Below are 12,004 nucleotides of genomic sequence, written 5' to 3' on the forward strand. Positions count from 1 at the left end.
GAAACCGATGTCTAGGCAAGACCATTACCACTGCAGATATCGGCTGCTCCAACCTGTTTCTTGGACCTGACAATGGAATGGTTTCTCTCGAAACGGTCAGTGCACATCTGGCAACTGTATCAAGGCCAATTGAGGGATGACTTGGCAAATGACTGACCGCGTGAACCGATGGATTAGTTCTATAGATGTAGTGCTTGTTGTCATAGCGGTCGCTGTATTCGCAGCCTCTCTCTTGGTATGGTTGATTGCACTTCCTGTGCCTCGTGAAACGGTATTCCTCGCCACTACAATCGCGCTCGTCATATCACTGATGCTTGTTGTGAATGTGTCCGTGCTTGTGATATTCCGGCTCCAACGGCGGGTCTCGGACTTGGAGGACTCCTTACGTGCTGGGGGTACTGACAAGAAGCCCGTCGCTGAGAACCCTGTGATAGTCGTGACGTTGAGCAACACAGAGCGTCGTGTGATCAACAGCTTGGAAGAGTGCGGAGGACGGATGACACAAGACGAGCTACGCATGGCCACAGGACTCAGCAAGTCAACGCTGAGTGTGGCAATTAGCTCGTTGGAGCGCAAGTCACTGGTTGATCGTGAGACTCATGGACGCACCAAGCTAGTGATACTGGTTCACTCTGTCACCAAGTAGATGGGCCTCAGTAGTACTCTTCGAACGATTCTGGGCTCCCTTATCACTCGGAGTGACGGACAAGGAGAAATGAACCTGAATTGCGGTGTGTATCTGAACTGTTCATGGAGAATCTCTATCTATCCTCTGGTCTATTGCTATGACTGTCATCAACAGCAATCTATGAGGTGGTTGAAGACGAGACCGCGATTAACAAATCACATCGTTGGAGTCGCCTTGGCGGCAAGTCTTGTGATGCTGGGCTTAATCCCGTCTGCCGTCACTGCGCAGACGACGGTCCACACCCCGCTCCAGGTGGCAGAGCCGCTTGAAGAGATATACCCTGGCGTCTACCTCTACTGGGAGTGGTGGAACGAGACAAGCGAAGACTATGACTACTATATGCCATCTAACACAACCGGTGAGTACTCCATACTGGTTCAGGACATATACAACAACACCTACTATATCCACGAGCACTTCTACAGCTACTATGAGAGTGAGTGGTCCTTCAAGAACCTCCTCGTGATCATTCTGGTCGACCCAGATGCCTCCTATGTGAACTGGCTGAGTGGTCAACCAGAAGGCTGGGACATCTGGATGATCTACTGGATGCCCAACGCGGATGCTCTCACGGGGGACGAGGTCTTTGTATACTCGGGCTTCTACTACAGCTACTACTACAGCTATGCGGACTTCAGGAGCAACTACACATGGTGTGACGAGGTTGGCAATCCTGTAGACCCGGACACCGTGATTCCTCTTTTGAGCGAGGAGTACTGGTGGGCCCAGTACTACGTGAATGACTACAATTATACTGGCGAATGGACCTACTACTCATATGGCTATGACGTCAATGAGATGGCAGTCCAGAACAACACCGTACACTGGATGAACCACTACTTCTCCGGACTGAGCTGTTTCAACGACACCAACGGAAACGGCATCATGGACACCTACTACGACCTAGTGGAGTATGACTGGAATCAGGATGGCATCATTGACTGGACCTACTATGAAGTCAATCGAACTCTCTCTGAGAAGGTCTATGACTTCTACTCTGACACTGCTCAGCTTGGCGAAGTGAGGGAGCCCTTCGTCAACGAGAATGGCCAGATAGAATGGAGCGCCGAGGTCGTGGACATCGAGGGTTACTTCACCGATGGGTATCCTGTTATATACTACTACGACGGAACGGATGCCTCCTTTGGAGTCTTGGAAGCGATTCCCGACCCAGTAGTCATCCCGGTCAACCTGGAGAGGATGGAGATGGTCTACCGGTTCGAGGTCACTGACGTTGCAGCGGTGCTCAAGATTGACCAGCACATTGGCGAGTTCACTGACCCCACAACAGGTGAGGTCCACCCCGCAGTTCTTGGACTTGGCATGACACTCAACTACTGGAGTTCTTTCTCAAGCCATGAGATCTCACCATTCACTCCAGAGCCAACGTACACCACCTACCCGGAGGATGGTGTGACTGCTCCCGGCGATTCGACCTATACCACCCCATCGGGTGATGTATTAGTGCCCATTGGCAGAACGGACGACTTCGTCAGTCTGCCGCAGGGCAGTCTATTGTTCAACGAGGATGACGATAGCCTCGTCAGGATCGATTTCGGGGGTGAGTACCTCTGGGGAAAGGACTCTGCGGTATACGATGTTGGTACAATCACCCTCCCCGAATACGGTGTATACGGAATGGGAACTGATGGTGTGCCATCCGCATCAGATGTGTCCGGGGCTTCTGAAGACATCTGGCAGTATGGCTACTTCTACTACAGCTCCTGCTATGCCCACTGGGATGGCTACTCGGTGACTCATGACCCCGTCTTCTCAGTCTATCCTGCGAAGGCGCCTGGTTCCATGAGCAGTCTCATCACCGGTATACTCACTGCCTCTATCGTCATTGGCGTAGTCGGTGCGATTGCATTCGTGGCAGTGTGCATTCGTACGAACAGCACTCGACGTGAGTTCTAAGAGGACCTTGCTGGGTCCTCTTCCTTTTCTTCTGCCTCATCCGAGATGCACCATTCCGCATACTCTTTGGCCAACACTATGTTCTCTCTGTTACGATGGGACACCTCCACAGTGATGGCACCCGAGTATCCTACGCTGCGGAGGTCTCGCACGACTGCTCTCAAGTCAACTCTTCCGGTGCCCGGAAGAAGGTATTTCCTCTTGCCATCACTATCCAAGAGACTGCCATCACTATCTCTGAAGTGGATGTTGTGAATGCTCTCTCCAAACATATCCCAGAGCCTCAGTATGTCCAGGCCGAGGATATGCATGAACTCTATGTCCACAGTAACTCCAAGGTCCCGTCCTTCATAGTATCGAATCTGGTCGGAGATGAAGTCCTGTGGACTGTGAAGGTATGGGACAATCTCAAAGGTCAGTCTGCAACCGGCCTCTTCACTCCCTCGGAGTAGTCCCTCCATCATCCCTCGCCATTCATCTCCAGCAATCTGCTCCTCGTTCGGTGGATGAAGCACCGCCACCTCTATTCCCACGTCCGCGACAAACCGGAAGACCGCCTCCATGGTCCTGTTAAAGCGTTCCTCTTCGTAGGTGAATAGGAACTTTGGCAGATGAATCGAATAGGGCCTCAGATGGTAGTCCTCAACTGCAACCTTCATGGTGTCTGAGACCCATCGCGGATGGTCTCCGTGGTAGAGTTCCACAACGGAATACCCGGCATCATGAACTCTTGTCAGCGTGCGAATCTGGTCCGTGAGAAACAGCTCTGCACTTGCTGTGCTCCTGAGCCCACCAAGTGTTGAACATGACAGAAACATATTCCCGACAGGCTGTTTGACAGTTACACCGTTATTAATCCACAGAAAGATACATGAGGGAGTTGTTCAAGCCGCTTGGTCAGGTGAAGATGCCGTGCCACACGCTAGATTACTCGCTATGATCGCCTGTCTTGCCTTGTTCTTGTCAGTCGAATCAAGCATGACGCCGGCTGTAAACGCCAATCCTCGCCATAGCCTCTCTCAGTGGGAGGGTGGTCTCATCATAGACCACAACTGCATCAGCCTCTCATCGATACCGTCAACATGGATTGACGCCGCGCAGGCTGACGTCCGATTCCATTATGCGCACACTTCTCACGGCAGCCAGATTGTCATAGGCCTTGAGATGATTGAGGACGCGAACTCTGCCTATAGCGTCAACATCGGATACTGTTCATTGCCGACCGAATCCGGTGCACTCTGCATCTATGATGGGAATGGCGTTGAGGACTATATCACACCTGACCTCTACTGGGAGAGTGCAGAAGGCCTTCAGCTGACTCAAGACACACTTGACAACAATCCAACTCTGACGGTCTCTATGTGGTCATGGTGCACTCAGCTCAACTACTACGACCAAGGGCAGGTACAGGACTATCTGGACGCAATTGCCGGACTTGAAGCGGCCAACCCAGATGTGACCTTCGTCTATATGACCTGTAACGCGCAGGCAGACAGTAGCGAGGGGTATAACCGTCATGTGAACAATGAGATAATCCGACAGTACTGCCGCAATAATGACAAGGTGCTCTTCGACTTTGCGGACCTTGACTGCTGGCACAATGGTGTGCACAGCACCTACTCCTACTTCAATGGTACCGCGACCATCACAGTCCCTGTAGAGCATCCTGACTTCCATGGTGACGAGGCGGGTCACACAACCTACACCAGCTGCGAACAGAAGGGGAAGGCCTTCTGGTGGATGGTCGCCATGCTCGCGGGTTGGAATGCTCCACCTCCACCGACTAGTACCACATCCGGAACTACCACTTCGGGAACGACTACCAGCTCGGGATTCCAGCAGTCCGACAACATGGTCCTGACCTTCAGCCTTGCCGTGATTGGCGTGTTGGTCGTCGCCTGTGTGGTCTCAAACCGACGCTATGGTCGTTAGAGCGGCTGGTCGGAGAGAGAGCCGCCTGTCAGAGAAGAATGACTGGTATGCTGTTGAATCAGTCCCCATTGTTCTTCTGGGTGTGCTGCAGTATCTGCTATCGAATCGCCACCAGTAGGTCCGGGACTTGCACAGAGGCCATAAGCGGACTACGAGTTAGTTCGGTCCAAGGGAGATGTAGTACCGTGTCCTTTGAAGATGACCGTTGGCGTGATAGTCATGAAGATGACGAAGATGCTGATGATGACGACTATGACGACGATGATGACAAATATGTGCCTTGGTCCCTCCTCATCCCCATTGGGGTACTAATGAGTGTGATGCTCGGAACGGGCGTTCCGTGGCTTCTCATACCTGTATTCGTCCTTACCTCGGTACTGATCTTTAGCCTCAGCGCAGAGCGGAAGATGTCGAGCATCGCCGGCAGGGGCCATGCTGGTCCTGTCGGTAATGACGCATACAAGCCCATCTATGACCAGAAGCGGCAGAAGGAAGAAGGCGTTTCGTGCGGGATACTTATTCCAATCGGGATTATGAGTTGGCTCTTCCTTGTCAGTGGTTTTTCTTGGCCATTCCTCATATCCCTGTTTGTACTGGTCTTGGTCTTCCTTCAAGGCCTCGTAGTTTCAATAAGAGGTCGCGGCGAGGTCGTAGAGAGACTGAAGACAGTCCGCGGGGCACGTGTCGATGAGATTGCAGACTCGATTGGAATCACACCAGACCGCGCCCGACAGCACATAGTACACGAGAAGCGGCGCGGTGCTGCCGATGTCTGGTTCGATCCGGTCACTGGTGAAAGCGTCCCGGGCAAGTCCCCCATTGCTGAGCGTGCATCATCCGACAGCAGGACGGGCTGCATCTACTGCGGCTTCGCCCTTAGGTCTGAGGACCGCTTCTGCCCATACTGCGGCGCGCCCATTAAGATATCCTGACCACAGAAGGAAAGTCTTATTATCTATTGTTAACACCATGCGGCTCATGACAAATCTGAGTCCAAAGACATTGCAGTTCCTTAATGTGATTGCAGTGCTCTCCACAATCATTGGTAACGCACTGGCAAACATACTGCCCTTCAATGGAGTATACACAGGTACGGTGGCTGACGCCTACCCCAGCCTGTTTACTCCTCCGGGCTACGTGTTCGCCATCTGGGGCGTAATCTACACTCTACTCTTCATTTTCATGGTCTACCAAGTCAGGAGTAGCCAGCAGGGCGCTGATTACATACGCCAGATTGGAGTACTCTTCCTTATTGGAGCGGTGTTCAACAACGTGTGGCTTGTGATGTTCCACTACTCATATCCGGCACCAAGTCCCTTGTTTCCATTGACAACAGTGCCCATAGCACTCCTGCTTGTGACGCTGCTGCTGACCTACCTCCGGCTCGGCATAGGCAAGAAGGCAGTACCACTGAGCGAGCGGCTCGCTGTCCATTTGCCAGTAGGCGTGTACCTCGGCTGGATCTCGCTGGCGACGATTGCCAATATCGCGTCAACGCTAAATGCACTTGTGGTTGGTATACCCACTGAGACTCAGGAGCTGGCAACTGTGTCTGTGATTCTTGTTGCTTTACTGCTGACACTATTGATAACGCACAGGCGACATGAGTTCGCCTTTGGTCTAGTGGTAATCTGGGCCTCGGTAGGCATTGCAGTAAAGCAGGCTGCCCATTTCATCATCCTGTTCACTGCACTTGGGACTGCTGTGTCTATTGCGGTGGCCTTGATAGTGGTCCCAGTACTGCCCGCTCTTAGAAAGCACTTTGTAGGCTTCTATCTGCTGCGCAACACTGAAGCATAGAATGAATGGACGGAGGGAGGCATCCCTCCTTCCATTTCACTGTCTTTTCTTGTTCTTCGAGGCCAACACACGATGTATGGCCGACACGTCAGTCAAGTCGTGTCAGGTGGTCTGATGCCAGTCAGTCAGTCCGACTCGTCGGGGCGGACTACAGTCAGGGACCATGTTCTTGATTGTCCTCCACCTCTGACCTCGGCTACTCTTGCGGCCATTCCGCCGACTATTGCGCTCAGAAGCCAGACTTGGTGGACCAGCGCGGAAGTAGCTAAGTCGAGTAATGAGTTGCAGTTGATCGAAGACAAGTATATCGCGACTACTATGTCCATCATCACCGATAACGTCAGGAAGACAATTCCGACCAGCATTCCCTTGACCACCGCGCATACTCCGAAGCGAAGACTACAACCGCCGCCTACCAGCTTTCCATATGTTAGAGGCACCACTAGGAGCGGGATGCCCACGAAGTGGACAAGACCACAACATGATGGCACGACTGTAATCTCCAAGACTCTTCCAGAAACGCGCAGCGCAAAGTAGATTGTCGCCCAGTATGGAGGGATCCACGCCCAAGTCCTCAAGGCTTCACCAAGACTCAATGTTCACTCTCTCGACATCAACTGGCACCACGAGCCTTGATTACCTTTCAGATATGGCTCCAGAACACTCGATGTGTCTAGACACCATTGCAGACTGGACGATGCACTGCGCGGTCTCTCAAGTGTCAAGTCCCAGTGAACTGGGCTGGTCTCGTCCACCTTCAGCTCGACCCAGTCTGCGAATCAAGAAGATGATGGTGAGCATCACGCCCATTCCCGCGAAGTATGACAGGCTCTCGACGACCGGGTCAATCTCAATGCCAAACGCCCGGATGGCATTGAATACAAAGCCGACGACTTCACCTATTGCAAGGACAGAGATGAAGATCTCCACGAACTCCATGGCATGAGTCCGTCTGCTGTCAAGCATGGCGTCCCATCTCTCCTTCTCCTTTGTACGGCGCTCGACCACGCTTGCAGCGATATCTGAGAAGAGGGTCTCATGGTGTGATAGGATTCCCAGTCTCCTCTCAAGGTAGTTTACAAGCCTGTCTACGTTCAGGTCGTCCATGATTGCGCGCAGTAGCTCAGCATGGTCTCTGTAGTTGGATGTCAGTGTACCACGAATAAGCTCAATGTTCATGTGTGCCAGTGTTTCAAAGTGGATGACCGGCAAAAGGCTTCTTCGCGTCTCGGTGATTCTCCTCTCAGCAATATCAAGGTCCAGTGTGTCGAGTTCTTTGGCAAGGTCTGATGTGTCGTCGATGAACGATGTGAGTATGTCGCCTGCAACTTGGATGAGCGTGGAAATGAGACACCTGAGGCGGACGCCGGTCTCGAGAGACTCTTGGTACTGGATGACAATCCACCTCGGATCATCCGGAAAGGCCATCACTCCATGATTCTCTGTTGTCACAAGAAGGTCCGTGACATGCGAGCGGATTGGAGCGAGGTTTCGGGGCACAGCAGGTTCGCGCAGGACCCAGTCATCAAGTGCTGCTCTGGCCTCCATCTGTCCCACATAGAGACCCACATAGTCAGGAAACAACTGCGCCTCGCTCAGACTGAGCTGACGCTCTTCCTTACCTCCTCTTGACCAGAGTCCTCGCCGCACCAGCACGTAGGCATTCCAGTTGAGGTGCGACATGAAGCGGATGGTCCCCTCGGGCTCCATGTTATGAAACGTCTCGCCTAGAGTCGTCACCAGATTCTCTGCCAATGTGTGTAGATAGCAATATGACCTGCTCTCCCACTCGATTTGATACTCGGCGGAGTGTGGACCACTGAACGACAGGTACACTCTCAGGTCCGAGACCGTGAGTTCCTCCTCGTCAGTTGTGAGGCACACGGTTCCTATGCCATACCTGTAGAGGCGCACGGTAAGCCCCAACTCAATCTCATTCCCCCGAAAGACGAGCTTGACCGGCCGCAGTGAGATTACCAAGTTCTTCATCCCGTCTGCTCCAAGGACTGTTTCAAAGAGGTCTGAGACCGTGTCCTCGTCAATCGTCTCCACCGTAATGCCTTTTGCTGCCAGCGCAGACGTGAATTCACTGCTGTCTTCAAGAAGCGCATCGCATATCCTGTTGAGGCTCTCTCTGTCAATCCAAAAGCTGTACAGCCATCTGAGCTCGTTCCCCTTGAGTATGAGGTACTCAGGATGATCCTTCGCAAGCCGGATATGGTACTTCATGAACTCGTAGTATGATGCGAGTTCAGTATAGGCGTCCTCGTCGTCTTCGTTCTCCAGAAACGCCATTGCCTCCAGTATGGTCTTCTCTGACTCCTTGCAGATGCTGAGGAACTCCTCGGTTCGGAAGGCGCTCATCGCTCGAGCGTACGCGGCAACGCCTGCTCCATATTGCCCCCAGCTCTTGAGATGTCCTGCAATCCAGCCAACAAAGGACTCCTCGTCACCTCCCAATCCCTCGATATGTCCTAGTCCCTCATAGGCATGTGCCTGAAGTCTCGTCGCAATCTCCGTCATGGACTTGGAGTCGTTGGATATCAGTGCATTCTCAAGGTCTATTGCTGCAACCAGCACTCCGTTCAATGCTCTCATCGAGTTCAGAGCCCTGAGCTCCAGTTCTGGACAGATGCTCATGTTCTGTTCAATGAGTATGTCCGCCTGTCTCAGCATGCTCCGTGCCGCGGCATAATCGTATGACGACTCCCATCTCGAGTATCCCTCAAGGTGCATACGAAGCGCCTCGAGAATTACTCTCAGGGTCTCATCCAGACACCTGCCCATCTCTCTCTTGGCCAAGATTGAGGCGTCCTCGTACTTGCAGTCGTCATAGAGGTTGAGTATGGGCCGAATCACGCTCAAGAAGTTACTGAAGGGCATCTCTGCTACTTCACGCTCCCGCACCCCTGCGATGTTCGCGCTCGCTTCATCATCAGGTACTCGGAGTCCACACGCCTGAAGCCTCTGTGATAGAGATAGTCGAGTACTCCTTGGTGATTGTCCTGGACCCAGAACTCCATGTTCTCTGTCTTGATTTGGTCAGCAAACGCATCTAGGACCAGTTCTTCCCGCCCGCTGAGGATGTGAAACTGAATCTCGGTCGTTGTCTCATCACTGCTGAGAATGAAGGATGCGAAGCCAATCACTTCCTGATTCTCGCCCACCACCATGATGCTCTCATCACGAATGGCCTTCGACCACATCTCAATGCTGCGATGGTTCCAGTAAGCATCTGGTTGGAGGCGCGCAAGACCATCTATCTGGGCACGATTTGCAGGCCGTATGTCGACCACACGTCTCTCGTGCGGTTTCCAACTCCTCCCCCTGAGGTTAATGACAAGCGAGCGGACTCCATAGCCCAGTTCCTCGTAGAGCTTTGCGGCCCTAGTATTGTGTGTCTTTACACCTAGTGCGAGGTGCGTGATTCTTGGCGTGTCTTTCAGAAGCAGTCGCTCTGACTCCGCGACAAGTCTTCTTCCTATGCCTCTAGACCTGAGCTCGGGCACGACAGCCAGCTCCCAGATCAGTCCCCAGTTGAGCGATTGATTGACGACATTGATTACCACCGCAACTATCTCTTGTTTTATGACCATGACACGCCAGAGCCTCTCCATGTTGCCACTTGCAATTGCCTCTTCCCACCATTTCGAGAATCTATCGTGAGAGACCTCGTCGACGCCGGGCAGACCCGTACAGTATACTTGGAAGAACTCGTCTCGCTCACTGGCCTCTGGAGGCCTGACTACCAGCTGATCGACCATCTAAAACGTCCTCAGGGCCTCACTCCGGAGGACCACATAATAACGATTGCCTCCGGAGTCCTACATGTCGAGGCGGCCGGTCGTATGACACTATGCTCCCATTCTGTCCTCGTAAAACACGTTGGGCTCGTACGTCGCAGGCCACTGAGGCGCGTTTCCAAGGATTGACTCTATCTGGTCAAGCACGTCCGGGCTCAGTCTGACATCCGATGCGGCGGCATTCTCGGCGACATGTTCAGGCCTAGTCGCTCCTACTATGGCTGCCGATATCTCGGGCCTTCTCAGTATCCACGCGAGTGCGAGTTGTCCAGTAGTGATGTCAAGTGTCGAGGCCAGTTCGCCCAGTCTCTTCAGCTTCTCTATCATCTCGGGTGTGAGCTGCCTCTTGATAGACTCTGACCGGCTGCCCCTGCTCTCTTCCGGTATTCCCTGATTGTACTTCCCTGTGAGAAGTCCCTGAGCAAGCGGACTCCATACAGTGAAGCCCATTCCGAGTCGAGAGGCGACGGGAATGATCTCCAGTTCAATGTACCGGCCAAGCATGTTGTACATTGGTTGCTCGACTATCGGTCTGTGTGCTCCCACTTCGCGTGCAACCGCACTCACTCTCTCCAGCTGAGCTGCAGTCCAAGTTGACGTTCCCCAGTGCAGGACTCGTCCCTCGTGTATCAAGTCGTCGATTGCCAGCACTGTCTCCTCAAGTGGGGTGGTATGGTCAAACCTGTGCATGAAGTAGATGTCGAGGTAGTCCAGCCCGAGCCTTTCGAGGCTTCCATCAATCGCGCGCATGATGTTCTTTCTGCTGAGTCCCCAATGATTGATGTCATCAGTCATCGGCCAGAACAGCTTGCTTGAAACCACAATTCTGCTCCGGTCAATGCTCTCCTCGCGTAAGAACTGCCCTATTACTTCCTCTGCTCTTCCCTTGGCATAGATCTCCGCAGTGTCAATGAAGTTTATGCCATGCTCGATGGCTGCGGACATACATTCCTTTGCTCTTCCGTCCTCTACTGTCCCACCGTATGTCAGCCATGAGCCAAGAGCTATCTCGCTTATCTTCAGTCCACTTCTTCCTACTCTTCTGTATTTCATTTGTCCACCGTTCAATACTCATGTCTTAACTATATATAAGTGCTGGTCGAGTACACTGCTGATTCAACACTACGGTGACTGCTTCACAAGGCATTCCTTCTCTCAATTCGAGCAGTACCGATAGTACGGCCATGGACTTGAAATCGGACCATCCTGAGCGAGGTAACCTTCAGGCTGTGCCATCTGCAAAGTGGACTTCAATGCTGTAAGTAGTTGATTCCACTCATCTTACACTGACCTCATCCCTGCATGATGACCGACCGCTAGGTTGTTCTCTCTTTTGTTCTCTCTTCGTATCGTGTTGCAAACTGACCAAAGGAGATAGCACAGTATGCCTGACACAGTGTCCAAGATAACTGCAAGACTGTTTCGGCTTGGCTTCAATGTGGAGCACATGACCACAGGGACTGGTCACGACTAGGACCGCCCTCCCTGTGTTCTGTTTGAGAGAGGGGCCTACCCGGGTGAGGAGGCGCATCTCTTCACAATTGCCGACATGACCGGCTGGCTACCGACATATGGCCGCCACAGATTCGATATCACTCTGATAGCCTTGGATAAGGACAGACTGCTGGATTCATGGGCCAGTCTTGTCAATGGCGCTCAGTGGCTGGCAACAGCGCTGCGCGACTACTATACACTTGTTAGGGATAAGGCAGCAGACCATCCCTACTGGCAACAGAGGGCCGCGTTCTCTTCATTGGCAAACTCCGCCGCCAGCTGTGGCGACCGTGAAGGGATGGACTCAGCTGAGTACCAGCCATCCTGAGACAGGTACTTGGTTCAGGTGTTGTTGTTCTCAACACGTTCT

General features: G+C 52.8%; 11 protein-coding genes. 6 read left to right on the forward strand and 5 right to left on the reverse strand.

Features of this window, described 5'->3' with window-relative positions:
• The first annotated feature begins 148 nt into the window (after positions 1–148).
• Together HXY34_02600 and HXY34_02605 are read left to right on the forward strand one after the other, a co-directional pair.
• Positions 149–646 (forward strand): MarR family transcriptional regulator, encoded by a 498-nt coding sequence (locus HXY34_02600; protein ID NWF95008.1) that lies wholly within the window; start codon positions 149–151, stop codon positions 644–646.
• Positions 647–817: 171 nt separating this feature from the next.
• The gene (locus HXY34_02605; GenBank protein ID NWF95009.1) at positions 818–2,605 is read left to right on the forward strand and encodes a hypothetical protein; all 1,788 of its coding nucleotides are present in this window, start codon (positions 818–820) and stop codon (positions 2,603–2,605) included.
• On the opposite strand, the gene HXY34_02610 is transcribed toward HXY34_02605, so the two are convergent.
• Positions 2,602–3,423 carry a sugar phosphate isomerase/epimerase gene (locus tag HXY34_02610; GenBank protein ID NWF95010.1) on the reverse strand — a complete coding sequence of 274 codons (822 nt, stop codon included), beginning with the start codon at positions 3,421–3,423 and terminating at the stop codon, positions 2,602–2,604. The two genes, HXY34_02605 and HXY34_02610, sit on opposite strands and share 4 nt — an antisense overlap.
• Before the next feature lie 160 nt (positions 3,424–3,583).
• Between HXY34_02610 and HXY34_02615 the strand changes: the two genes are divergently transcribed.
• The 3 genes from HXY34_02615 to HXY34_02625 all read left to right on the forward strand — a co-directional run bounded on the left by HXY34_02615 (position 3,584) and on the right by HXY34_02625 (position 6,337).
• Positions 3,584–4,537: a hypothetical protein gene (locus HXY34_02615; GenBank protein ID NWF95011.1), complete on the forward strand. Its 954-nt coding sequence runs from the start codon at positions 3,584–3,586 to the stop codon at positions 4,535–4,537.
• 185 nt (positions 4,538–4,722) lie between these two features.
• On the forward strand, positions 4,723–5,469 hold the full coding sequence (locus tag HXY34_02620) for a zinc ribbon domain-containing protein (protein NWF95012.1): 747 nt from the start codon (positions 4,723–4,725) through the stop codon (positions 5,467–5,469).
• 70 nt (positions 5,470–5,539) lie between these two features.
• A complete protein-coding gene (locus HXY34_02625) occupies positions 5,540–6,337 on the forward strand; it encodes a tryptophan-rich sensory protein (protein NWF95013.1) in 798 nt (265 codons plus the stop codon).
• A gap of 125 nt (positions 6,338–6,462) precedes the next feature.
• On the opposite strand, the gene HXY34_02630 is transcribed toward HXY34_02625, so the two are convergent.
• The 4 genes from HXY34_02630 to HXY34_02645 all read right to left on the reverse strand — a co-directional run bounded on the left by HXY34_02630 (position 6,463) and on the right by HXY34_02645 (position 11,193).
• On the reverse strand, positions 6,463–6,933 hold the full coding sequence (locus HXY34_02630) for a hypothetical protein (protein ID NWF95014.1): 471 nt from the start codon (positions 6,931–6,933) through the stop codon (positions 6,463–6,465).
• Positions 6,934–7,051: 118 nt separating this feature from the next.
• Positions 7,052–9,220, reverse strand: a complete 2,169-nt coding sequence (locus HXY34_02635) for a hypothetical protein (protein NWF95015.1) — start codon at positions 9,218–9,220, stop codon at positions 7,052–7,054.
• Between the two features lie 5 nt (positions 9,221–9,225).
• Positions 9,226–10,101 (reverse strand): GNAT family N-acetyltransferase, encoded by an 876-nt coding sequence (locus tag HXY34_02640; protein ID NWF95016.1) that lies wholly within the window; start codon positions 10,099–10,101, stop codon positions 9,226–9,228.
• Positions 10,102–10,191: 90 nt separating this feature from the next.
• Positions 10,192–11,193: an aldo/keto reductase family protein gene (locus HXY34_02645; protein NWF95017.1), complete on the reverse strand. Its 1,002-nt coding sequence runs from the start codon at positions 11,191–11,193 to the stop codon at positions 10,192–10,194.
• Positions 11,194–11,746: 553 nt separating this feature from the next.
• On the opposite strand from HXY34_02645, the gene HXY34_02650 reads away from it, so the two are divergent.
• Complete coding sequence (locus HXY34_02650; GenBank protein ID NWF95018.1) at positions 11,747–11,962, forward strand: hypothetical protein; 216 nt, start codon at positions 11,747–11,749, stop codon at positions 11,960–11,962.
• Positions 11,963–12,004 lie beyond the last annotated feature (42 nt).

This window comes from Candidatus Thorarchaeota archaeon, assembly GCA_013388835.1.
Taxonomy (GTDB): Archaea; Asgardarchaeota; Thorarchaeia; order Thorarchaeales; family Thorarchaeaceae; genus JACAEL01.

Excerpts from the sequence above, each read along its gene's own strand:
- HXY34_02610 (NWF95010.1), bottom strand. The coding sequence starts at position 3,423 with ATGTTTCTGTCATGTTCAACACTTGGTGGGCTCAGGAGCACAGCAAGT.
- HXY34_02600 (NWF95008.1), top strand. The coding sequence starts at position 149 with ATGACTGACCGCGTGAACCGATGGATTAGTTCTATAGATGTAGTGCTT.
- HXY34_02635 (NWF95015.1), bottom strand. The coding sequence starts at position 9,220 with ATGCCCTTCAGTAACTTCTTGAGCGTGATTCGGCCCATACTCAACCTC.
- HXY34_02640 (NWF95016.1), bottom strand. The coding sequence starts at position 10,101 with ATGGTCGATCAGCTGGTAGTCAGGCCTCCAGAGGCCAGTGAGCGAGAC.
- HXY34_02645 (NWF95017.1), bottom strand. The coding sequence starts at position 11,193 with ATGAAATACAGAAGAGTAGGAAGAAGTGGACTGAAGATAAGCGAGATA.
- HXY34_02615 (NWF95011.1), top strand. The coding sequence starts at position 3,584 with ATGACGCCGGCTGTAAACGCCAATCCTCGCCATAGCCTCTCTCAGTGG.